Genomic DNA, 22749 nt, shown 5'->3' with positions numbered 1-22749 from the left:
GATCCCGACCGCGGTCCGCTGTCGTCCTCGACAGTCCCCGGAGTCCGTGCCCGAACGTGGCAGGAGGACCCGGGAAGTGTTCACCGGAATCGTCGAAGAGCTGGGTGAGGTCACCGCCGTCGAGAATCTCGGCGACTCCTCCCGCTTCCGGCTCCGTGGACCCGTCGTCACCGAAGGTGCGCAGCACGGTGACTCCATCGCGGTCAACGGAGTCTGTCTCACCGTCGTGGAGCACGAGGGCGACGAGTTCACCGCCGACGTCATGGCGGAGACCCTCAACCGCTCCAGCCTCGGCGCCCTCGCGGTCGGCTCCCGCGTGAACCTCGAACGCCCCACCGCCGTCGGTGCGCGGCTGGGCGGGCACATCGTGCAGGGCCACGTCGACGGCACCGGCACGGTTCTCGAGCGCAAGCCCTCCGAGAACTGGGAGCTCGTCACCGTCTCGCTCCCGGCGGAGCTCGCCCGCTATGTGGTCGAGAAGGGCTCCATCACCGTGGACGGCATCAGCCTCACCGTCGTGGAGGTCGGCGCCGACCGCTTCACCGTCAGCCTCATCCCGACGACCCTCGCCCTGACCACGCTCGGCATCAAGCAGCCCGGCGATCCGGTCAACCTCGAGGTCGACGTCATCGCCAAGTACGTGGAGCGCCTGCTGGCCGGGCAGGGGGCCTCCGAGTGAACTGGCTCAACTCGGAGGCGTTCACGCTCTTCGGCCAGCACATCAAGTGGTCGGACATGATCGGCAACGTGATCGGTCTGATCGGCCTCGCCTTCGGCTGGCGCCGCTCCCTGTGGAGTTGGCCGGTGCAGTTCCTGTCCGGCCTCGTCCTCTTCGCCGCCTTCGCCACGGCCCACCTCTCCGGCAGTGCCGGCAAGCAGGTCGTCGTCATGGTCGTCGCCGTCTACGGCTGGTGGCAGTGGAACCGCGGCAGGGGGCGGGCGGACGACGGCCACATCGCGGTGCGGTTCGCCACCTGGCGCGAGCGTGGGATCCTGCTCGGCGCCGCCGCCGTGGGCACGCTCGCGGTGGCCGGCCTGTTCACCGCGTACCCGTCGTTGTCGTGGGACCCGTGGCCGGACGCCTACATCTTCGTCGGCACGATCGTCGCCATGTACGCCCAGGCACGCGGCATGGTCGAGTTCTGGCTCGCCTGGCTGCTCGTGGACGCCGTCGGTGTCCCGCTCAACTTCGCCAACGGCTTCGCATTCTCCGGTTTCGTCTACGTCATCTACGGCGCGCTCGTCCTGTGGGGCCTGCGCGACTGGTGGCTGCGCTCCCGCAGGGCGGGGCAGCCCCTCCTGGAAGGAGCCGCGGCATGAGCACCGCGCCGATCCTGTACAGCACGGACAACGTCGAGGACTTCGCGCTCGATCCGATCGAGCAGGCCATCGCCGACATCGCGGCCGGCCGGCCGGTCGTGGTCGTCGACGACGAGGACCGGGAGAACGAGGGCGACCTGGTCATCGCCGCCGAGAAGGTCACGCCCGAGATCGTCGCCTTCATGATGAGCGAGTGCCGCGGTCTGATCTGCGCGCCCATGGAGGGCGAGGAACTCGACCGCCTCGAGCTCCCGCAGATGGTCGACAACAACACCGAGTCGATGCGCACCGCGTTCACTGTGTCCGTCGACGCCGGCGGTGCCCACGGGGTGACCACCGGCATCTCCGCGTCCGACCGGGCCACCACGCTGCGCCTGCTCGCCGGCGGAGAGGCGGGACCCGGCGACTTCGTCCGCCCGGGTCACATCTTCCCGCTGCGGGCCAGGCCCGGCGGTGTGCTCGTCCGCAACGGCCACACCGAGGCCGCCGTCGACCTCGCACGGCTCGCGGGGCTGCGGCCCGCCGGTGCGATCGTGGAGATCGCCGGCGAGGACGGCCACATGCTGCGGCTGCCGGAGCTCGTCCCGTTCGCCCGCAAGCACGGGCTGACGATCGTCTCCATCGAGGACCTGGTCGCCTACCGGCGCTCGCCCAAACTCTCGGCCCCCCTCGGGGCGGAGGACCCCGGGGCACAGGACGCGCCCCCGTCCGAGCCCGCCGTCCGCCGTGAGGCCGAGGTTCACCTGCCCACCCGCTTCGGCGAGTTCACCGCCTACGGCTACCGGTCGCCCGCGGACGGCGTGGAGCACATCGCCCTCGTCCGCGGCGAGATCGGCGACGGCGAGGACGTCCTGGTCCGCGTGCACTCCGAATGCCTCACCGGAGACGTGTTCCACTCTCTGCGCTGCGACTGCGGCCCCCAGTTGGAGGCCTCTCTGGAGCGCATCCAGGCGGAAGGCAGGGGAGTGGTGGTCTATCTGCGCGGCCACGAGGGGCGCGGCATCGGGCTGATGTCCAAGCTGCGCGCGTACGAACTCCAGGAGCGCGGTCGCGACACCCTGGACGCCAACCTCGAGCTGGGCCTTCCCGCGGACGCCCGCGACTACGCCGCCGGCGCCAGGATCCTGGCCGACCTCGGCGTGCGCAGCGTGCGCCTGATGACGAACAACCCCGACAAGACCGAGGCCCTGCTCCGGCACGGCCTCGGGGTCACCCGGCGTGAGCCGATGCCCGTGCAGGCGGGCGAGTACAACATCCGCTACCTGCGCACCAAGCGGGACCGGATGGGGCACGACCTGCCCTGGCTGGACACGAACGCCGTGTCCGCCTGCGGCAACCAGTAAGAGAGCACTGAGGAGAGACGTGAGCGGCAAGGGTGCACCGGTACTGTCCGTACGCAACGCGAGCGATCTGCGGGTCGCCGTCATCGCGGCACAGTGGCACGACAAGGTGATGGACGGACTGGTGGACGGCGCACTGCGCGCCCTGCACGAGTTGGGGATCGACGAGCCGACCCTGTTGCGGGTCCCGGGCAGCTTCGAGCTCCCGGTAGCCGCCAAGGTGCTCGCGGGCCGAGGCTACGACGCGATCGTGGCCCTCGGGGTGGTGATCCGCGGTGGCACCCCCCACTTCGACTATGTGTGCCAGGGGGTCACCCAGGGCCTGACCCAGGTCTCCATCGAGACCGGTGTCCCCGTCGGCTTCGGTGTCCTCACCTGTGACACCGAGGAGCAGGCTCTGGACCGTGCCGGCCTGGAGGGCTCCAACGAGGACAAGGGGCACGAGGCCGTGACGGCGGCGGTGTCGACGGCCGCCACGCTGCGCTCGGTATCCGAACCCTGGCACTGAGGCACGGTCCGGAGCGCGTAGGGTGAGGACCACCATGTCCAAGAAGACGTTCGAGGAGCTCTTCACCGAGCTCCAGCACAAGGCCGCCCACGGCGATCCCGCCAGCTCCCGCACCGCCGAATTGGTCGGCAAGGGCGTCCATGCCATCGGCAAGAAGGTCGTCGAGGAGGCCGCCGAGGTCTGGATGGCCGCCGAGTACGAGGGCAAGGAGGCGGCCGCCGAGGAGATCTCCCAGCTGCTCTACCACGTCCAGGTGATGATGGTGGCCCGGGGGATCTCCCTGGACGAGGTGTACGCCCACCTCTGAGTCGTATACCGAACATCCGCACACCCCACGCACGAACGAAGGAAGCCGACCTCATGCTGCGCATCGCCGTCCCGAACAAGGGTTCCCTGTCCGGCCCTGCGGCGGACATGCTGCATGAGGCCGGCTACCAGCAGCGCAGGGAGTCGAAGGAGCTCCGGATCGTCGACCCGGAGAACGAGGTGGAGTTCTTCTACCTCCGCCCCCGCGACATCGCGATCTACGTCTCCTCCGGCCGGCTCGACATCGGCATCACCGGCCGCGACCTGCTCATCGACTCGGGCGCCAACGCCGAGGAGATCCTGCCGCTCGGCTTCGCCCGCTCCACCTTCCGCTTCGCCACCAAGCCCGGCACGGCCGGCGGCGTAGAGGACCTCGCGGGCAGGACGGTCGCCACCTCCTACGAGGGGATCGTCGCCAAGCACCTCGCCGACAAGGGCGTCGACGCCTCCGTCGTCCACCTGGACGGCGCCGTCGAGACCGCCATCGAGCTCGGCGTCGCCGAGGTCATCGCGGACGTGGTCGAGACCGGCACCTCGCTGCGCAACGCGGGTCTCGAGGTCATCGGCGAGCCGATCATGAAGTCCGAGGCCATCGTCGTCCGCCGGACCGGCGCCGACGTCGAGGAGCCGAAGGTCCAGCAGTTCCTGCGTCGTCTGCAGGGCGTCCTGGTGGCCCGGACGTACGTGATGATGGACTACGACTGCCGCGTCGAGCAGCTCGAGAAGGCCGTCGCGCTCACCCCCGGCCTGGAGTCGCCGACCGTCTCGCCCCTGCACAACGAGGGCTGGGTCGCCGTGCGGGCGATGGTCCCGTCCAAGGAGGCGCAGCGGATCATGGACGATCTCTACGCCATCGGGGCCCGTGCCATCCTGACCACGGCCATCCACGCCTGCCGCCTCTGAGGAACCGTACGACGATGCCGGACCTGCCCACCCTTCCCGTGACCTTCCGGCCGGGACACACCCGGGCCGTGCTGCTGAGCGCCGGCGTGGCGATCTTCGTGGTCATCACCGCGGTCGCCATGCTCCTGGAGCAGCTCAGCCCCGGGGAACGCCTCAGCTTCATCCTGACGGCGGTCCTCCTGTTCGGGGTTCTCCTCCTGCTCGCCCGGCCCAAGGTCGTCGCGGACGAGTCCGGCGTCACCGTCGTCAACATCGCCAGCAGCCGCCATCTGCACTGGGCCGAGATCGTGCAGGTCAACCTGCGCCCGGGCGACCCCTGGGTGTTCCTCAACCTGAGCGACGGGACCAGCCTGCCCGCCCTCGGCATCCAGCCGGGCATCGCCAAGGAGCGCGCGATCGCGGACGCGCGTACGCTCCGCGCGCTCGCCGAGGCCCGTTCCGCAGACGATCCCGGACGACATCACAGCTGACTCGGGCCGTCCGCCCTGCCGCACCGGCCGGAGTCTTGACTAATCTGGTGACAGAGGCGCCCCGAGGCGCCTCCGCCCCTGAGGCTCCGCCCGGTGCTCAGGGCTTCCTGCTACCCGAGGAGTGACTCCCTCCGGCGATGGACGGATCGTCCTGTAGTACCTGCGCCGCCCCCTGCCGACATAGCGCGGACCGTGTCCGCGTGAACGCGGAGGCGGCGGCATCATGAGCATCCCCTTGCTGCTCCTAGGAGCGGCGTTTGTCCTGATCCTGGCCAACGGATTCTTCGTCGCGGCCGAGTTCGGTCTCGTGACGGTCGAGCGGCCCGACGCCGAGAAGGCCGCGGCCGAGGGCGACCGAAGGGCCCGCACGGTCGTCGAGTCGCTCAGGGAGCTGTCCTTCCAGCTCTCCGGCACCCAGCTCGGCATCACCATCACCTCACTCGTGGTCGGCATGCTGGCCGAGCCCGCGCTGGCGGAACTGCTGCGCGGCCCGTTCACCATGCTCGGCATCCCCGAGGGTGCCGTCTCCGGCGTCGCCGTGGTGGTGGGCATGCTGCTGGCCTCGGCCGTGCAGATGGTCATCGGCGAACTCGTGCCCAAGAACTGGGCCGTGTCCCGGCCGCTCCAGGTCGCCCGTTTCGTGGCCGGCCCGCAGCACCACTTCTCGCGGCTGTTCCGGCCGGTGATCGCGGCCCTCAACGCGGTCGCCAACCGGCTGGTGCGCGCCCTGGGTGTCGAGCCCGCCGAGGAGCTGGCCTCCGCCCGCACCCCCGATGAGCTCGTCTCCCTGGCCCGGCACTCGGCTCAGGCCGGTGCCCTGGAACAGGACACCGCGGATCTGTTCGTACGGACGCTGTCCCTGGGCGAGCTGACCGCGCAGCATGTGATGACCCCCCGGGTGAAGGTGAGTGCGCTGCAGTCGTCCGCCACCGCGGAGGACGTGGTCAATCTCACCCGTGCCACCGGTCTGTCCCGCTTCCCCGTCTACCGGGAGAAGATCGACGAGATCATCGGCATGGTGCATCTGAAGGACGCCCTCGCGGTGCCCTCGCACGAGCGGCTGCGTACGCCCGTCACCCGGATCGCCCAAGCGCCCCTGCTCGTTCCGGAGACGCTGCCAGTCCAGCCCCTCCTCGGGCGGCTGCGCAGCGAGCAGCCCATCGCCGTCGTCGTCGACGAGTACGGCGGCACGGCGGGCGTGGTCACCCTCGAGGACATCGTCGAGGAGCTCGTCGGCGAGGTGCGTGACGAGCACGACGGGCTTGACCTGCCCGAACTCGCCGTCGCGCCGTCCGAGGACGGGCGCCCCGCCTGGGACGCAGACGGCAGCTGCCGGGTCGACATCCTGCAGCGCATAGGCCTCGACGTACCGGAGGGGCCGTACGAGACAGTGGCCGGACTGGTCGCCGATCTGCTCGGCCGGATCCCCGCCCCCGGTGACCGGGCCGAGCTGCCGGGCTGGCGGCTCACGGTGCGCCAGGTGGGGCACTACCGCGCGGAGCGGGTCAGGCTCGTGAAGCTCGCGGACAGTCCCGTGCCGGTCGCGGAGGCGGTGCGATGAGCGTGCTGCAACTCGTGTTCGCCGCACTGCTGGTGCTGGCGAACGGGTTCTTCGTGGGCGCCGAGTTCGCGCTCGTGTCGGTGCGGCGCAGCCAGATCGAGCCGCTCGGGACCGCACGGGCCCGGCAGGTGCTGTACGGGCTCGAGCGGCTGCCGCAGATGATGGCCGCGGCCCAGTTCGGCATCACCCTGTGCTCGCTGACACTGGGCGCCGTAGCCGAACCGACGGTGGCACATCTGCTCGAGCCGGTGTTCGAAGCGGTGCACATTCCCGACGGGATGGTGCATCCGCTCGGCTATGTGGTCGCACTCGCGGCCGTCGTCTTCTTCCACCTGGTGATCGGCGAGATGGTGCCGAAGAACCTGGCGATGGCGGCACCGGAGAAGGCCGCGCTGTGGCTGAGTCCGGGTCTTGTGGCCTTCGCGCGGCTGTGCCGTCCGGTGACGGTCGCGCTGAGCGCCTGCGCCAAGCTGATCCTCAAGCTGTTCCGGGTGGACCCGAAGGACGAGGTCGAGGCGGTCTTCACCAGTGAGCAGCTCAACCAGCTGGTGGAGGACTCGGGCCAGGCGGGACTGCTCGATCCCGAGGAGCAGGAACGGCTGGAGGACGCGCTGGAGCTGGGTTCGCGCCCGGTGACGGACGTGCTCCTGGACCCGGTGTCCCTGGTGACCGTCGAGCCCACGGTCACCCCCGGGGAGGTGGTGGCCCTGACCGCGCGCACGGGCTACTCGCGCTTCCCCGTGGTCGCGGCCAACGGCGCCGTCATGGGCTATCTGCATGTGAAGGACGTCCTCGATCTGGAGGAGTCCGAGAGGGCGGTACCCCAGCAGCTCTGGCGCCCGATGACCACGCTCGCGGCGGAGCTGCCCCTGGACGACGCCCTGACGGTGATGCGCCGGGCCGCCACGCACCTGGCCCAGGTGGCCGACGGCTCCGGCCGGGTGCTGGGCCTGGTCGCCCTGGAGGACGTCCTGGAGCTGCTGGTGGGCGAGGTCAGGGACCCCGCGCATCGCGAGGCTCCGCCGCAGCCGCGGATGGCCGAACCGGAGCAGTGGGAGGCGGTGGCGAGCTGATCGCGGTTCACCCGCGCCCCGACCGGGGCGCGGGTGACGTGTCCCCGCACACTTCCCCGGGGCACCACTCCGTCCCGCGGTCGCCGGGTGCGCCGGGTCCTGCGGCGCTCCTCACAACCCCGGTGGATCCTGGGGACCGCGGCCCGACAGGACCTCTCCGTACGCCTGCATGAGATCGGGCAGCCGCAGCGTCGACAGGTCGTCCCGGGACGGGATCCCGGGGTACCCGCTCAGTCGCAGATCCCGGTACGCGCAGCTCTTCTCGTACAGCGTCCGCAGGAAGCGGCCGTTGCCGAGTTCGTCGATCCAGCCCTGGTCCACGACGTGACCGGCGATCGAGCGGAGCTCGTCCAGTGCCTCCGCGTCCCACATGTCGCCGTTCTCCGCGGCGAGGACCTCGCCGATCGCGGTGAGTTCCAGCGGGCGGTACGAGGGGAAGTCGACCCGGGTGGTGAAGCGGGAGGACAGACCGGGGTTGGCGGCGAGCAGACGGTCCATGCCCTCGGGGTAGCCGGCGAGGATCACCACCAGGTGGTCGCGGTTGTCCTCGGCGCGCTTCAGGAGCACCTGCAGCGCCTCGTCCCCGTATGCGTCGCCCTTGCCGTAGCCCGAGTTGGACAGGGAGTACGCCTCGTCGACGAACAGCACTCCGCCGATCGCCGAGTCGATCAGTTCGTTCGCCTTCACCGCGGTCTGGCCCAGGTACTCGCCGACCAGGTCGGCGCGCTGTGCCTCCACCAGATGGTCGCCGCCGAGCAGGCCGAGGGCGTAGAAGACCCGGCCGAGGATCCGCGCCACCGTCGTCTTGCCCGTACCCGAGGGACCGGAGAAGACGAAGTGCCGTTTGGGCGGTTGCACGGGCAATCCCTGGCCGGCCCGCAGCCGGGCCATGTTCAGCTGCGCGGACAGCGCCTTGACCTGCCGCTTCACCGGCTCGAGGCCCACCATCCGCTCCAGCTCGGCGAGTGCCTCCTCCAGCAGGGCCGGATCCGTCGGCCCCGCCGGCAGCGGCGGCGAGGGCATGGTGGCCTTCTCACGCACCAGGTCGCCCTGGGCCGGCAGGCCGCCGGTCGGCGGTTCGGGGTCCGAGAGCTTCACGTCCCGGCCCTCGGCGCCGAACAGCGGATCGAGGCCGTCCGGTCCCTCCAGCACGTCGCCCCCGGCGCTGAACGCCAGCGCAGTCAGGTCGGTCGACTCGTCGTAGCCGTCGCCCTCGGCGATCGCCGCGAGCCGCGCCGAGGTGTCCATGAAGGCCGGGTCCACCCGGTGCACCGCCCGGTACAGGGGCAGGGCGGCGGCGGAACGTCCCGTGCCCTCGTGTGCGCGGGCCAGCCAGTAGCGCAGCTCCTTGCGCTGCGGCTGCTCGCTGCGGCAGCGCATCAGGGATGCGGAGAGCAGCGGCTCGGCCTGCCCGAACATCTCGAGGCGCACCCGGGCCATCCCCCCGAACAGACCGGCCTCGATGCCGAGCATGGGGTCGTCGATCAGCGGATCCGTGTGCCGGACCAACTGCTCCCAGTCCTTGACCAGGTAGGCCCGGCAGGCGTGCAGGAAGCGGACCTGCGGGTCGGCGTCCACGGGCGGCAGCCCGGCGAGGGCCCGGTCCAGTTCGGGCACATGGCGGCCGTCCAGCCAGTGCGAGGCGTGCGCGAGCAGCAGGTCGCGTGGGTTCTCGAGCACCGGTTGCACCCACCAGCCCAGCCAGTACCAGGAGTTGAGCGTGCGCCGGTGACGTGAGCGCTGTTCCCCGAATCGGTCGCGATGCCGGAACATGCGCAGCAGCGCGGTCGTCGTGTCGACGCGGAGCGCGTGCAGTCCGAGCCAGCCGTCGGCCATCCCGGGATCCATGCGGACCGCAGCGCGGAACTCCTCCTCCGCCTGTGGATAGGCGCCCATGGTGTAGGCGTCGACACCTCGCAGCCAGGCGAGGTCGGCCGGCGCCTCGGGGCCCCGCGAGCCGAAGTCCATCAAGTCCCCCACAAACCGTGCCCCCGTTGGTTCGCCGCCGGGCCTGTGCCCGTCGGCCGCATTGCTCGAACCGCTGTGCCGCGGACCGGAGTTGCAACGTTGCGCACTGTCCGACGGTGGCACCGAGAGGCATCGTACCTGCGGGGGAGCGGCGTACCGAAGGGTGCCGCACGAGCCGTTCGATGAGGTGGGAGCAGACGGGGCGCACGCTGCGCGGTGACCGAGGGTGAGCGAATCACGGCTCCCGGCGCCCGAGGCAACGCCTCCGGGGCAGAACGAAGCCCCCGATCACGGGGGAACAACCGGGGGCTTCGCGTCTTGCGGGCGGCTGTGAAAGCCGCACATTGAGAACGTAAGTCCTGTACGGCTCCCGGGTCAAGCCGCCCCGAAGCACTCAAGGAAGTTCTCCCACAAGGGCCTTCATGAGGTCAGCACACTGCCGATGGCCCATCACCGTGGGTGAGGAGCTGGTCCGGACCATGCCCTCTCTGAGGTCCCGGAAGTACCTTGTATCCCTTATCTCCCTGCCGCACCAGGAGGTCGGCGAAGGGGCGCGACGGGTCCCGCGCGAAGTGCTGCCGCTCCGCCTCGACCCATCCCGTCCAGAACGCCTTCTGTTCGTCGTCGTCCCGCGCCCGTCCCCGGGCCCAGGCCTCCTCGTGGGGCAGTTCCATCCACAGCAACCGCGCCAGCCGGGGGCGCAGGGCCCGGCGGCCGGCACCGACTCCCTCGATCAGGACCACCGGGGCTGGCGGCAGGGTCCGCGCCGGGCCGAACCGCCGAGTGCGCCAGTTGTAGGGGCGGTAGTGCGCCGTCTCTCCGCGGCCGAGCGGTTCGATCACCTCGCGCAGCAGTCGCTCCGTCCAGGCGAACAGCTCCTCGTGCGTGGCGATGTCGTCGAGGTGCAGTACGGGTGCGCCGCCGAGTGCAGCCGCCAACTGCCCGGCGAACGTGGACTTTCCGGAGCCCGCGTGTCCGTCGATGCCGACGAGCCGCACGGGACCGCAGGACGGGGGCAGCCGATGCAGGCACGATGCGAGGAGGTGAATGGCGATTCCCTGGAGCGAGGAGCGCGGGCATATTTCGTTGGAACATTCTACGCGCGGCGCATGGCCGCACGGTCCGGAGGGCGGTCCGGACGCGGATGCGGTTCCGGAAATAGTGCCGCATTAAACTGTCGTCGCCTCAATCAATGGCGTGTTCTTTTTTGTCTCCGGCGGACCAGAGAACGTGTTCAACCGACTATTCGGGAATCGCCATTCCGGATGAGGTCATCGCTGAGCAGGGTGCCTGGTGCACGGCGGCGGCAAGTCGTAGCGGGACGGACAGGGGAGTGTCGCCGCGGGTTGTTCGAGGGGCAGTATGTGTGGCATCCGGCGGCCGACGACCATGAGCCGGCGAGCGTATGCGTGGGCGTGCGGGCCCGTGCGCTGGAGCGCATCGCGCTGAACGCAGGTGAAGCGCGGCGGCCCTCGCGCCCCGGGACCCCACCGCCTGGGTGGCCGGGCCGGTACTCGTCCGGCTGCACGAGATCCGCGAGCCCGCCCCACAGGGACCGCTGATCGCGCCGCCCGGCCCCTGGCGGCGCCCTACGCTTTGCGCATGCCGTGGAGCGTCTTCGGCGATCCCGAGGAACAGCTCTCGCGCGCCCGCCGCGTCCTCTTCGGGCTCGATTCCATCCCCGACACAGAAATGTCCGGTGTGTCGGAACGGATGTCAGGGTCTCGTACGAGGCGGCACGCAGGCCGGGATTCCGTCGCGATCGACGACGACGCGACACTCACGCCATGGGATTTCGACGGAAACTCACCGCGAGGTTCCGGGCCTTCGACGATTTCGCCGTGTCCTTCACCGTCATCAACATCCTCTCCGGAATTTTCTCCTCGTTCGGATTCGGTATGAGCGCGGGCGGCCCGCTTGTTCTCGTCTTCGGGTGGATCGGCGTCTCCGGCATGGTGCTTTTCATCGGTGCCGCAATGGGGGGAAGTGGCATCCGCCTATCCGACGGGCGGGGCGCTGTATTTCTCGGCCGGGAAACTTGCGAAACGGCATCGGGGCGCCTGGTCCTGGTTCACGTTGCTGGCTCAACTTCGTGGGCCAGGTGGGCGGCGCGGCGGCCACCGGATACGCCGCCACCTTCGTCCAGGCCGTCCTGGACCTGCAGTGGTCCTCGTACGAGCCGACCGCGCACCGGACCGTGCTGATCATGGCTCTGATCATCGTGTCCAGGGGCTGGCCATGGACCTCGTCTGAATGTGCCGTGAATCCGGCACACAGGACCCGTTCGCCCGTTCGCCCGTTCGCCGCCCGACACGTCACCCGGTCGGGCGCCGTACGGAGTCGTGGTGATCATGCGGGTCGGAGTCAGGGCATCCCAGGTCATGCCAGTGGTCCATGCCAATATTGGTGGGCGCGTCCCTCGCCGAAGTGCTGGCAGAAGTCCCCGGACGGCGGCCATAGTTGGCCCACATCGTGCGTCTGAACCGCTGCTTCCGGACAACTGGGGGTCACCCACCGATGACGAGAGCTTCAGAGCCGTCCCGCAGAACCATCCTCGCCGCGGCGGTCGCCGCGGCCGCCGCGACCGCCGGTGCGGGCCCCGCGGCCGCAGCCGCAGAGCCCGACGGCGGGCCGACGAAAGCCTCCCCGAGCCTCGTGGACAACCGTGCCTGGACCTCGTACGCGCAGTGGCGGACCGGCTCCGCGCGAGGGGTCCGTGCCGTGGCAGGGCCCCGACCGGGCGTGGTGATCTCCACGCCCGCGGGCCGCACCGACTACACCGACCCGCACACGGGGAGGACCGCATCCTGGGAGTACGCCACCTGGACCTCGCCGGTGCACGTCCTGTCGGTCCCGTCCACCGAGGCCATCGCCTCGTGGAACGCGCACACCCCGGCCGGCACCTGGCTCCAGGCGGAGCTCAAGGGCACCTACTCCGACGGCACGGATACGCCCTGGTACGTGATGGGCCGCTGGGCCGCCGGCGACCAGGACATCCGGCGGACGTCCGTCGACGACCAGACGGACGGCAAGAGCGACATCTGGACCGACACCTTCGCCATCTCCGACGCCGCGTCGGGTCTGCGCCTGGCGGCGTACCAGCTGCGCCTGACGCTCTACCGCACGCCGGGCACCCCGCTCACCCCCACGGTGTGGCGGATCGGCGCCATGGGCTCAGCGATCCCCGACCGCTTCACGGTCCCCGCCTCGAAGCCCGGCCTTGCCAAGGAACTGGTCGTCCCGCGCTACTCGCAGGAGATCCACAAGGGGCAGTACCCGGAGTACGACAACGGCGGCGAGGCCTGGTGCAGCCCCACCTCCTCGCAGATGATCATCGAGTACTGGGGCCGGAAGCCCACCCCCGAGCAGTTGTCCTGGGTCGACCCGTCGTACACCGACCCGCAGGTCTGCCATGCCGCCCGGTCCACCTACGACTACCAGTACCAGGGCTGCGGGAACTGGCCCTTCAACGCCGCCTACGCGGCGACGTTCGAGGACCTCCAGGGCGTGGTCACCCGGCTGTCCTCCCTGAAGGACCTGGAGACGCTGATCGCGGCGGGCATCCCGGCCATAACGTCGCAGTCGTTCCTGAAGGAGGAGCTGACCGGGGCGGGCTACGGGACCTCGGGCCATCTGATGACCGTGATCGGCTTCACCGCCGACGGCGACGTGATCGCCAACGATCCGGCCTCGCCGAGCGACGAGGCGGTGCGCCGGGTCTACAAGCGGGCCGAATGGGAGACGATCTGGCTGCGGACCAAGCGGTACAACGCCTCCGGCAGCGTCGTGTCCGGTACGGGCGGCGTCTGCTACCTGTACTTCCCCGCCCGTCCCACCGCGCACCAGCGCCTCGCGCTCGCGGCGGTGGGCGTCCACTGACACCGCGCGGATCCCGGCCATGAACACCCAGGGCCCCCGGGAGAGACCGGGGGCCCCTGGTGTGTGACCAAGCTCTCCGCCACGTCGGTGCATAGCGGTGGCAAGGTGGACACATCGGTGGGGGGAGTCCATCGCACAGTCCTACACCAGCGAGCTGCCATGACCGCCATCTCAGCCACCACCGCCCGACTCCGCGCCCGCACGGGCGGCCCGAAGGACGACGGACCGAAGATCGTCGAGCATGTCCTGGGCTGGGTCCTCGTCGCGGTCCTCGCGATGCTCGTCACGCAGCTCGGCCTGATGTGACGCGAGCGGTCCGGGGTTTTCCGGGCCGGCCGGCAATTCCGGAACAGCACCTCATCCGATCGATCGGAGCCGAACGTACCGGTGGGGTCGTTCTGCAATACTGCGGATGTCCCGCTGGCATTCGGAGGCTTGGCCGAAATTGAATATCAGTCAACAGCGAGGTGGCGTAGGCCCGCAGGCGCGCGCCACCGATCGCTCGCTGGCGCGCCGCGCCGAACTCATCTCCATCGGGCGCAAGTTGTTCGCCGACACGTCGTACGACGCACTGTCGATGGACGACATCGCACGCCATGCCCATGTGGCCAAAGGGCTGATTTACTACTACTTCAAATCGAAGCGCGGCTATTACCTCGCCATTGTCGAGGATTCGGTGGCCGACCTCGTCACCTCCGCGGCCGCCGGTCTGGAACTCCCGGCGGTGGATCGTGTGCACCGCACCATCGACCGCTATCTGCGCTATGCCGAGCACCATCAGTCCGCCTATCGCACCATCGTCAGCGGCGGCGTCGGTTTCGACGCCCAGGTACACGCCATCCGGGACGGGGTGCGCGAGGCGATCGTCGCCACCATCGCCGAGGGGGCGTACGGCCGGCGCGACATCTCACCGCTGGCACGCATGGGGCTCTTCGCATGGGTGTGCAGTGTGGAGGGCGCGACGCTGGACTGGATCGCCCGCCCGGGGCTGACCCGGGACTCCATGCGCGAACTGCTGGTGAAGACGCTCGGCGGCACCCTGCGCGCCATCGAGGAGCTCGAACCCCGGTACACGGCGCCGCCACCGGCCCGCCGCGACGGTTGACCGCACCGTGGGGCGGCAGCCGCAGCGGCCCCGCCCCCGGTGCTGTTGTTCCACCGGTCAGTTGATCGCCTTGATCAGCTCTCCGTTCGCGGTGTCACCGCTCAGCTCCCAGAGGAAGCTGCCTCCGAGGCCCTGCTGGTTCTTGTACGCCATCTTGGTCGCGATGGTCGACGGGGTGTCGTAACTCCACCAGTTTCTGCCGCACTTGGCGTAGGCGGTGCCGGCGACGGTGCCGGTCGCAGGGCACTTGGTCTTGAGCACCTTGTAGTCGTCGATCCCCTGCTCGTAGGTGCCCGCCGCCGGGCCCGTGGCGGTGCCGCCCGGTGCGGCCTGGGTGACCCCGGTCCAGCCGCGGCCGTAGAAGCCGATGCCGAGCAGCAGTTTCGACGCCGGGATGCCGAGCCCGGTGAGCTTCGCGATGGTCGCCGAGGTGTAGTAGTTCGCCTTCGGGATTCCCGCGTAGGAGTTCAGCGGCGAGTGGGGGGCGGTCGGGCCGGCGGCGTCCCAGGCGCCGAAGTAGTCGTAGGGCATCGGGTTGTACCAGTCGACGTACTGGGCCGCTCCCGCGTAGTTCGCCGCGTCGATCTTCCCGCCGCTCGTGGCGTCGGCCGTGATGGCCGCGGTGACCGGCGCACCTGAGCCGAACTTCGACCGCAGCGCCGCCATCAGGTTCTTGAACGCCTCCCGGCCACTGGTGTCACAGGTGTTGCCGCAGGCGTTCGGGTACTCCCAGTCGATGTCGATGCCGTCGAAGACGCCCGCCCACTTGGAGTTCTTGACCAGGTCGTAGCAGGACTGCGCGAACGCGGCCGGCCGCCTCGCCGAAGCCGCTCGACCACGTCCAGCCGCCGAACGACCAGAGGACCTTGAGGTTCGGGTGCTTCTTCTTCAGCTTCAGCAGCTGGTTGAAGTTGCCACGCAGCGGCTGGTCCCAGGTGTCGGCGACGCCGTCCACCGACTCGGCCGCGGTGTAGGCGCGGTCGGTGGCGGCGTAGGAGTCGCCCACGGCGCACTTGCCACCCGTGACGTTGCCGAAGGCGTAGTTGATGTGGGTGAGCTTCGCGGCGGAACCGGAGGTCTCGATGTTCTTGACGAAGTACTTGCGATCGTACGTGCCCCATTCGGTGAAGTAGCCGACGACCTTGGAGCCGGCCGCGGCCGTCCGCGCCGGTCCTTTTGTGGTGGCGGTCGCGGTGCCCGCGCCGGCGAGCAGCCCGGCGCCGAGGACGGCGCAGCAGGCGGCGGACACGAGCGCCCGGAAGCGGACGCGCGAGCGGTGGGGTGTGAGCATCGTGTCTCCTCGTGGGGGAGAGGGGAACGCGCGCTGACTGAACGCGTGCCGATTGGCATGAACGCGGTGAAGCGGTGGACCGAACCCTAGGAGGACTAGACCAGTTGGTCAGTGGTTCGGACCAATTCGGGATCCGGGACGTTTCCTTGAGTAAGCGGTCGTTAACTGGTGACTCCATGCCTCCGATCGGGCATACTCACAGCGCCACAGCCGCTGGTCAGCAGCTGCCGAGACCCGGAGCGGCGAGCATCGGCGAGGCCCAGTGAGACCCGGCGGAGTCGCCACACCCAAGGCGCACCTCCCGCCGAAGCGCCCGACAGGGAGGAGAGCGTCGCCATGCCCGACCGCGCCCCGCAGCCGGTGGATCGCCCATTGCCCACGGACGAGGCCCGGGAACTGATCTCGCTCGTCCGCGACATCGCGCAGCACGAGATCGCCCCGAAGGCGGCCGAGGAGGAGGACGCGGGACACTTCCCGCGCGAGGTGTTCCGGCTGCTCTCCGAATCCGGGCTGCTCGGCCTGCCCTACGACTCCGAGTACGGCGGCGGTGACCAGCCGTACGAGGTGTACCTCCAGGTGCTCGAGGAGCTCGCCGCGGCCCGCCTCACCGTCGGCCTCGGGGTCAGTGTCCACACCCTTTCCTGTCATGCCGTCGCCCACTTCGGCACCAAGCAGCAGCAGGTCGAGCACCTGCCCGCCATGCTCGGCGGCGGTCTGCTCGGCGCCTACTGCCTCTCCGAGGCCACGTCCGGATCGGACGCGGCGTCGCTGCGCACCAGAGCCGTCCGGGACGAGCAGGGGGGTGACTGGCGGATCACGGGCACGAAGTCGTGGATCACCCATGGCGGGATCGCCGATTTCTACACCGTCATGGCGCGCACCGGCGAGGAGGGCCCCCGGGGGATCACCGCCTTCCTGGTCCCCGGCGACGCCGCGGGCCTGAGCGGTGCGCTGCCCGAGCGGAAGATGGGCATGAAGGGCTCACCCACGGCACAGGTCCACTTCGACGGTGTGCGGGTACCCGACGCCCGCCGCATCGGCGAGGAGGGGCAGGGCTTCGCGATCGCCCTGGCCGCGCTCGACTCCGGGCGGCTCGGCATCGCCGCCTGCGCCATCGGACTGGCCCAGTCGGCCCTCGACGAGGCACTCGCGTACGCCTCGGGGCGGCGTCAGTTCGGTCGTCCGATCTCGGACTTCGAAGGGCTGCGCTTCATGCTCGCCGACATGGCGACGCAGATCGAGGCCGGCCGGGCGCTGTATCTGGCGGCCGCGCGGCTGCGCGACGCGGGCCGGCCGTTCGCCAAGCAGGCCGCCATGGCCAAGCTGCACTGCACCGACACCGCGATGAAGGTCACCACCGACGCCGTCCAGGTGCTCGGCGGGTACGGCTACACGGCCGACTTCCCGGCCGAGCGGTACATGCGCGAGGCCAAGGCGCTGCAGATCGTCGAGGGCACGAATCAGATCCAGCGGATGGTCATCGCCCGTCACCTCGCTGGTCCCGAGTCGCACTGAACGACTCCTGTCCCGCCGCAGGGCGACCGAGGCCGCCGGGGGGCGCCGCGAGCCGCACCCACTCCGGGTCGTGGTGCCCCGGGAGCGTCCGCCCCCCGTCGGCCCAGGTCCGCATCAGCGCACGGTAGATGGGCGGGTCCGGGGGCTGCGGTGGTGGAGGCGCTCCCACGGGTGCCGGAACGAACACCCGTCGCAGACGCCCGGCCGCCGAATACGTCGGAGTCATACAAGGCAAACGCCGGCCCCCGTGCACAGGTCACCGGCCGGGGAATCGAGCGTGAGTTCCCCGGTGTCCCGTACGGGGGGCGGGGCGCGACCCCGCCGGCGTGCCGTGGGATCTCCCCGCGTGCACGGTACGGCGGCGCGCCCGGCGGTCGCCGGCCGCCGTACCGTGCACGCGGGGAGCCTGCGAACCGGACGGCCCGGTCCTGCACCACGCCGTGCGTGACGTCGTGCAGGGAGGTCGAGCGGTCCCGGGCGGCCGCGTACGGGTGGCGCGGGCGGGTCAGGCGGCCTGGCCCCGCAGCACGGGCATCCGCATCGGGCGCGAGGCCGGGCCGCCGACGTGGGAGAACGGCTGCGTGCGCCAGTCAAGGCCCTGAGGGAGGGTCAGCAGCAGCGCGGTGTCCTGCTCCTGGGGCTTCGTGGACTCGTCCGCGGGACGGGCGTCGGACGCCGCGCGGCCCGTGCCGCGGCAGACCGTCAGACCGAACGGGTTCCAGGGCGAGGCGCACAGCGCGTGCTCGGGGAGGAACTCCTCGTCCGCCAGAAGCGCGATGGGCTGCGCGCAGTCCGGGCAGAAGACCCGGTACATCTCGAAGGTGTCGTACGCGTCGAACTCGTCGTCGCCGGGTTCGACACCCTCCGGCTCGGGCTCGACGGCCGGCTGCTGCCGCTTGGACGCGGTACGACCAGGGCGCTTCAGACTGTGCATGGGATTCTCCCCCTCGGACTGGGCCGGTACGGCGCTGTGGCCTCGACCACAGCAAGCACTTCCCGTCGGGTCACGGCGGTAATCACGAAGACATCACGAAGCCTGTTCGCACACTGTGGCGTTCGTCACATGCCGCCGGAGGGTGCCGGACCCGGGGAGCGAAGCCCTCGGGACATACCCGGCTGCCGGCCCCGGCAACATCACGAACCGGCCATGACCTGCACCGCTGAGGTGCCCGCGGGATCGGGCGCACTGTAGGTTCTAGCGCCATGGAGGAGCTGGACCGACAGATCGTGCAGCTGCTCGTCAAGGACGGGCGGATGAGCTACACGGACCTGGGCAAGGCCACGGGCCTGTCCACCTCGGCCGTGCACCAGCGGGTGCGCCGGCTCGAGCAGCGCGGTGTCATCCGCGGGTATGCCGCGGTCGTCGACCCGGAGGCGATCGGGTTGCCCATGACCGCCTTCATCTCGGTGAAACCGTTCGACCCCAGCGCCCCCGACGACATCGCCGAGCGTCTCGCCGGCGTCCCCGAGATCGAGGCCTGCCACAGCGTCGCCGGCGACGAGAACTACATCCTCAAGGTCCGTGTGTCCACGCCCCACGAGCTCGAGGAACTTCTGGCGCGCCTCAGATCCCTCGCGGGCGTGTCCACGCGCACCACGGTCGTGCTGTCCACCCCGTACGAGGCACGGCCGCCCCGCGTCTGACCCACCTGCCTGCGGGGCGGCGGTGGCGAGGCGCGAGACTGTTCCCATGAACGAGCGCACCGCCCCGCAGCAGACCGTCCTGTTGCGCCGAGGAGAAGTCCACAGCCCCGCCGACCCCTTCGCGACCGCCATGGTCGTCGAACGCGGGCAGGTCGCCTGGGTCGGCTCCGAAGGGGCCGCCGACGCCTTCGCGGCAGGCGTGGACGAGGTCGTCGACCTCGACGGCGCGCTCGTCACCCCGGCGTTCACGGACGCGCATGTGCACACCACCGCCACGGGTCTCGCGCTCACCGGGCTCGATCTGTCCGGCGCGCCCTCCCTGCAGGCCGCCCTGGCCCTCGTCCGTGACTTCGCCGCGGCCCGGCCGGACGACCGCGTCCTCCTCGGCCACGGCTGGGACACGGCCCGCTGGCCCGAGCGCCGGGCACCCCGCCGGGACGAACTGGACGAGGCGACCGGTGGCCGTCCCCTCTATCTCACCCGGATCGACGTCCATTCGGCCGTCGTCACCACGGCCCTGCTGGATCTGGCGCCGGGCGTCCGTGACAAAGCCGGTTTCGCCGACGGGGAACCGCTCACCCGGGACGCCCACCACGCCGTGCGCGCCGCCGCCTACGCGGCGGTCACCCCCGACCAGCGCACTGCGGCGCAGCGGGCCGCGCTCGCGCACGCCGCCTCCCTCGGTATCGGTTCGGTCCACGAGTGCGCCGGACCGGAGATCTCCTCCGAGGACGACTTCGCCGGGCTGCTGCGGCTCGCCGCGCAGGAGCCCGGGCCCCGGGTGGTCGGCTACTGGGCCGAACAGGACGTGGACAAGGCCCGGCGGCTGGGTGCCGTGGGCGCGGCCGGAGACCTGTTCGTCGACGGCTCCATCGGCTCGCACACCGCGTGCCTGCACGAGCCCTACACGGACGCCGCCCACACGGGCATCGCGTACCTGGACGCCGGGGCCGTCGCCGCCCACGTCGTCGCGTGCACCGAGGCCGGGCTCCAGGCGGGCTTCCACGCGATCGGTGACGCCGCCGTCGTCGCCGTGGTCGAGGGCGTGCGAACCGCGGCCGAGAAGGTGGGGCTCACCCGTGTCCGGGCCGCCCGCCACCGGGTCGAGCATGCCGAGATGCTCACCCCCGAGACCGTCGCCGCGTTCGCCGAACTCGGCCTGACCGCCTCCGTCCAGCCGGCCTTCGACGCGCTGTGGGGCGGTGACGACGGCATGTACGCCCAGCGGCTCGGTGCCGAGCGGGCCCGCACCCTGAATCCCTTCGCGGCGCTGCTGCGCGCCGGTGTCCCGCTCGCCTTCGGCTCCGACAGCCCCGTCACCCCGCTGGACCCGTGGGGCACGGTGCGCGCCGCCGCCTTCCACCGCACGCCCGGGCACCGGGTCTCCGTACGTGCCGCGTTCACCGCGCACACCCGCGGCGGCTGGCGGGCCGTCGGACGGGACGACGCCGGGGTGCTTGTTCCCGGCGCCCCGGCGGACTACGCCGTGTGGCGCACGGACGAGCTGATCGTCCAGGCCCCCGACGACCGGGTCGCCCGCTGGTCCACGGACCCCCGCTCCGGCACCCCTGGCCTGCCCGATCTGACCCCGGGCACCGAACTCCCGGTGTGCCTGCGCACGGTGGTGGGCGGCCGGACGGTGTTCGTGCGCCCGGGCGAGTGATCTCCCGGGGTGGCGCGGTGCCGATCAGGCGCCGCGATTCTGCGGCGCGACCTGCGCATCCTCTGCCCTGACCAGGTCTTTGCTGAAATAACCGCAGGTCAAACGGTTGTTGACAGCGAGGCGCAGGGGGCCGGTAGGTTCGGCCGGGTCCACCACCGGACGTCCGACCGGAGAACCTCCGCGCAGTCGCCGGAGCGCCGCTGGGTCAGGGATGGTGTGCCGCACCGGCGCACCACCACTGGGAGCCAGGCTCAGCGCCCGCGCCACGGCGAGGGCAACGTTCCGGTCGGTCGGCATGGTGTGATCCGGGTGGGGCCCGGGCGTTCAGTAGACAACGGCTTTCGGTCGACCCGCAGCCAGCGGGTGCCAGGTCGGCCCGAAGGGCGCCGGGCCCCGATCCGTGGCGCGGCTTTGCTGGGGCGCACACCGGGGCTGCGCCCGCGGCGCGTGGATTTCCGTCGAGATGGTGCCCCGCGGGGCACGCGCACGACGCGGCGGCCGCTCTTACCCGACTCTTGTGCAATCGACACCCCCACGGGTGCAAGCTGTCCCGTCGGCCCAGGCCGGGGCCACTATGGTGGTGCTCTGCGAACGGACATGAAGGGGCAGCAGTGAACGACGGCGACGGGACCCTCGCGGCAGGAGCCCAGGGGAGGCAGTTCGGCCCGCTCGGCACCGCCCTGGTGATCATTCCGACCTACAACGAGGCGGAGAACATCAAGGCGATCGTCGGCCGGGTGCGGTCGGCCGTGCCTGAGGCGCACGTCCTCGTGGCCGACGACAACAGCCCCGACGGCACGGGCAAGCTCGCGGACGAGCTGGCCGCCGAGGACGACCATGTCCAGGTGCTGCACCGCAAGGGCAAGGAAGGCCTGGGCGCCGCGTACCTGGCCGGCTTCCGCTGGGGCATGGAGCACGGCTACGGCGTACTGATCGAGATGGACGCCGACGGCTCCCACCAGCCGGAGGAGCTGCCGCGCCTGCTGACCGCGCTCAAGGGGGCCGACCTCGTGCTGGGCTCCCGCTGGGTGCCGGGCGGCCGAGTGGTGAACTGGCCCAAGAGCCGGGAGTTCATCTCCCGCGGGGGCAGCCTCTACTCGCGTCTCGCGCTGGATCTGCCGCTGCGTGACATCACCGGTGGTTACCGCGCCTTCCGCCGCGAGACCCTTCAGGGGCTCGGACTGGACGAGGTGGCCTCGCAGGGGTACTGCTTCCAGGTCGACCTGGCCCGGCGCGCCGTCAAGGCGGGATACCACGTCGTCGAGGTGCCGATCACCTTCGTCGAGCGCGAGCTCGGCGACTCCAAGATGAGCCGCGACATCCTCGTCGAGGCGCTGTGGCGGGTCACGGCGTGGGGCGTGGGCGACCGCGTCGCCAAGCTGAGCGGCCGCGGCAAGTCCGCCTAGCCCGCGGTGCGGCTCCAGTGCGGGCCGTACGTCGATCCGGTGCGGCATCCGTCGTCCCCGTCCGGGAAAGCCGGCCGGGTCGTCGGGCGAACGCCGCTGGTCACCCCCTTATCCCGCATTGAGCCTGCTTTGGGCACACTGGGACCATGACGACTGGTGCCCCCGCTTCCCCTCACTCCGCCTCCCGGCCACGGCGTTCCCGGCTGCGCACGTTCCTGCCGCTGGGTGTCGCCGCGTGGCTGGTGCTGGAGATCTGGCTGCTCACGCTGGTGGCGGGCGCGGCCGGCGGGTTCACGGTGTTCGTGTTGCTGGTGGCCGGCTTCGTGCTCGGGGCCGTGGTGATCAAGCGGGCCGGACGCCGGGCGTTCCGCAATCTCGGTGAGACGCTCCAGGCCCGGCAGTCGGGTGAGGAGCCCAAGGGCGGCGGCGGCAACGGTCTGATGATGCTCGGCGGTCTGCTGCTGATGCTGCCGGGCCTGATCTCCGACGTGCTGGGGCTGCTGCTTCTTGTTCCGCCGGTCCAGAAGGCGGTGAGCCGTACGGCGGAACGCACCATCGACCGCAGGCTGCGCGAGGCGACGCCCGGCAGTTTCGGTGACGCCTTCCAGCAGGCTCGTATTCACCGTCCCGACGGAAAGGTCGTTCAGGGTGAGGTCATCAGGGACGAGCCGTCATCGGCGCCCGGGGAGCCGCGTCCGCCGCTGAACCGCTGAGGCCGCAGTACTCACCCGCGATGCGCCGGTGGGCGCCGCACGTCGCATCGACGTGCGGCGCCCACCGGGCATCGCATGCGTTGT

General features: G+C 70.7%; 21 protein-coding genes and 2 pseudogenes. 18 read left to right on the top strand and 5 right to left on the bottom strand.

Annotated elements, in window-relative coordinates; all coding sequences use genetic code 11:
• The first annotated feature begins 76 nt into the window (after nt 1–76).
• The 9 genes from ADL25_RS00295 (at nt 77) to ADL25_RS00255 (ending at nt 7481) form a co-directional block, all read left to right on the top strand.
• On the top strand, nt 77–679 hold the full coding sequence (locus ADL25_RS00295; protein WP_059125508.1) for a riboflavin synthase: 603 nt from the start codon (nt 77–79) through the stop codon (nt 677–679).
• Complete coding sequence (locus tag ADL25_RS00290; protein ID WP_059125507.1) at nt 676–1320, top strand: nicotinamide mononucleotide transporter family protein; 645 nt, start codon at nt 676–678, stop codon at nt 1318–1320. The genes ADL25_RS00295 and ADL25_RS00290 overlap by 4 nt, the downstream gene beginning before the upstream one ends.
• On the top strand, nt 1317–2663 hold the full coding sequence (locus ADL25_RS00285; protein WP_059125506.1) for a bifunctional 3,4-dihydroxy-2-butanone-4-phosphate synthase/GTP cyclohydrolase II: 1347 nt from the start codon (nt 1317–1319) through the stop codon (nt 2661–2663). The genes ADL25_RS00290 and ADL25_RS00285 overlap by 4 nt, the downstream gene beginning before the upstream one ends.
• Nucleotides 2664–2682: 19 nt before the next feature.
• Nucleotides 2683–3168: a 6,7-dimethyl-8-ribityllumazine synthase gene (gene ribH, locus ADL25_RS00280; protein ID WP_059125505.1), complete on the top strand. Its 486-nt coding sequence runs from the start codon at nt 2683–2685 to the stop codon at nt 3166–3168.
• A gap of 34 nt (nt 3169–3202) precedes the next feature.
• Nucleotides 3203–3475 carry a phosphoribosyl-ATP diphosphatase gene (locus tag ADL25_RS00275; protein WP_059125504.1) on the top strand — a complete coding sequence of 91 codons (273 nt, stop codon included), beginning with the start codon at nt 3203–3205 and terminating at the stop codon, nt 3473–3475.
• A 53-nt stretch (nt 3476–3528) separates the two neighbouring features.
• The gene (gene hisG, locus ADL25_RS00270; protein WP_059125503.1) at nt 3529–4377 is read left to right on the top strand and encodes an ATP phosphoribosyltransferase; all 849 of its coding nucleotides are present in this window, start codon (nt 3529–3531) and stop codon (nt 4375–4377) included.
• Between the two features lie 14 nt (nt 4378–4391).
• Complete coding sequence (locus ADL25_RS00265) at nt 4392–4847, top strand: PH domain-containing protein (protein WP_059125502.1); 456 nt, start codon at nt 4392–4394, stop codon at nt 4845–4847.
• Nucleotides 4848–5070: 223 nt separating this feature from the next.
• The gene (locus tag ADL25_RS00260; RefSeq protein ID WP_059125501.1) at nt 5071–6408 is read left to right on the top strand and encodes a hemolysin family protein; all 1338 of its coding nucleotides are present in this window, start codon (nt 5071–5073) and stop codon (nt 6406–6408) included.
• On the top strand, nt 6405–7481 hold the full coding sequence (locus tag ADL25_RS00255; RefSeq protein ID WP_059125500.1) for a hemolysin family protein: 1077 nt from the start codon (nt 6405–6407) through the stop codon (nt 7479–7481). The genes ADL25_RS00260 and ADL25_RS00255 overlap by 4 nt, the downstream gene beginning before the upstream one ends.
• Nucleotides 7482–7592: 111 nt before the next feature.
• Here the strand turns inward: ADL25_RS00255 and ADL25_RS00250 are convergent, their stop codons facing one another.
• Both ADL25_RS00250 and ADL25_RS00245 read right to left on the bottom strand, forming a co-directional pair.
• On the bottom strand, nt 7593–9449 hold the full coding sequence (locus ADL25_RS00250; RefSeq protein ID WP_059125499.1) for an AAA family ATPase: 1857 nt from the start codon (nt 9447–9449) through the stop codon (nt 7593–7595).
• Nucleotides 9450–9877: 428 nt separating this feature from the next.
• On the bottom strand, nt 9878–10498 hold the full coding sequence (locus ADL25_RS00245) for a uridine kinase family protein (RefSeq protein WP_107116466.1): 621 nt from the start codon (nt 10496–10498) through the stop codon (nt 9878–9880).
• Between the two features lie 652 nt (nt 10499–11150).
• On the opposite strand from ADL25_RS00245, the pseudogene ADL25_RS50180 reads away from it, so the two are divergent.
• The 4 genes and pseudogenes from ADL25_RS50180 to ADL25_RS00235 all read left to right on the top strand — a co-directional run.
• Nucleotides 11151–11682 (top strand): annotated as a pseudogene (locus ADL25_RS50180) (amino acid permease); the annotation flags it as partial.
• Between the two features lie 284 nt (nt 11683–11966).
• Nucleotides 11967–13328: a peptidase C39 family protein gene (locus tag ADL25_RS00240; protein ID WP_059125497.1), complete on the top strand. Its 1362-nt coding sequence runs from the start codon at nt 11967–11969 to the stop codon at nt 13326–13328.
• Nucleotides 13329–13487: 159 nt separating this feature from the next.
• On the top strand, nt 13488–13634 hold the full coding sequence (locus ADL25_RS47825; protein ID WP_107116465.1) for an SCO1431 family membrane protein: 147 nt from the start codon (nt 13488–13490) through the stop codon (nt 13632–13634).
• A gap of 139 nt (nt 13635–13773) precedes the next feature.
• Nucleotides 13774–14433 (top strand): TetR/AcrR family transcriptional regulator, encoded by a 660-nt coding sequence (locus tag ADL25_RS00235; RefSeq protein ID WP_059125496.1) that lies wholly within the window; start codon nt 13774–13776, stop codon nt 14431–14433.
• Nucleotides 14434–14490: 57 nt separating this feature from the next.
• Here ADL25_RS00235 and ADL25_RS00230 read toward each other — a convergent pair.
• Nucleotides 14491–15724: pseudogene (locus tag ADL25_RS00230) on the bottom strand (glycoside hydrolase family 18 protein).
• Between the two features lie 336 nt (nt 15725–16060).
• Between ADL25_RS00230 and ADL25_RS00225 the strand changes: the two are divergent.
• Entirely contained in the window at nt 16061–17239 is a 1179-nt protein-coding gene (locus tag ADL25_RS00225) for an acyl-CoA dehydrogenase family protein (RefSeq protein WP_059125495.1), read from the top strand.
• On the opposite strand, the gene ADL25_RS52060 is transcribed toward ADL25_RS00225, so the two are convergent.
• Both ADL25_RS52060 and ADL25_RS00220 read right to left on the bottom strand, forming a co-directional pair.
• Nucleotides 17202–17465 (bottom strand): hypothetical protein, encoded by a 264-nt coding sequence (locus tag ADL25_RS52060; RefSeq protein ID WP_079050095.1) that lies wholly within the window; start codon nt 17463–17465, stop codon nt 17202–17204. The genes ADL25_RS00225 and ADL25_RS52060 overlap by 38 nt on opposite strands.
• 279 nt (nt 17466–17744) lie before the next feature.
• Complete coding sequence (locus tag ADL25_RS00220; protein ID WP_059125494.1) at nt 17745–18173, bottom strand: hypothetical protein; 429 nt, start codon at nt 18171–18173, stop codon at nt 17745–17747.
• Between the two features lie 269 nt (nt 18174–18442).
• Here ADL25_RS00220 and ADL25_RS00215 point away from each other — a divergent pair, with 269 nt between their 5' ends.
• From ADL25_RS00215 to fxsA, 4 genes are all read left to right on the top strand, one after another.
• Nucleotides 18443–18883, top strand: a complete 441-nt coding sequence (locus ADL25_RS00215) for an Lrp/AsnC family transcriptional regulator (protein ID WP_059125493.1) — start codon at nt 18443–18445, stop codon at nt 18881–18883.
• A gap of 46 nt (nt 18884–18929) precedes the next feature.
• Nucleotides 18930–20546: an amidohydrolase gene (locus tag ADL25_RS00210; RefSeq protein ID WP_059125492.1), complete on the top strand. Its 1617-nt coding sequence runs from the start codon at nt 18930–18932 to the stop codon at nt 20544–20546.
• Between the two features lie 611 nt (nt 20547–21157).
• The gene (locus ADL25_RS00205) at nt 21158–21952 is read left to right on the top strand and encodes a polyprenol monophosphomannose synthase (protein ID WP_059125491.1); all 795 of its coding nucleotides are present in this window, start codon (nt 21158–21160) and stop codon (nt 21950–21952) included.
• Between the two features lie 146 nt (nt 21953–22098).
• Entirely contained in the window at nt 22099–22665 is a 567-nt protein-coding gene (gene fxsA, locus ADL25_RS00200; protein WP_059125490.1) for an FxsA family membrane protein, read from the top strand.
• The last annotated feature ends 84 nt before the right edge of the window (nt 22666–22749 follow it).

The sequence above is a fragment of the Streptomyces sp. NRRL F-5122 genome (assembly GCF_001507435.1).
Lineage (GTDB): Bacteria > Actinomycetota > Actinomycetes > Streptomycetales > Streptomycetaceae > Streptomyces > Streptomyces lannensis.
This window is presented reverse-complemented; position numbering and strand designations above follow the sequence as displayed.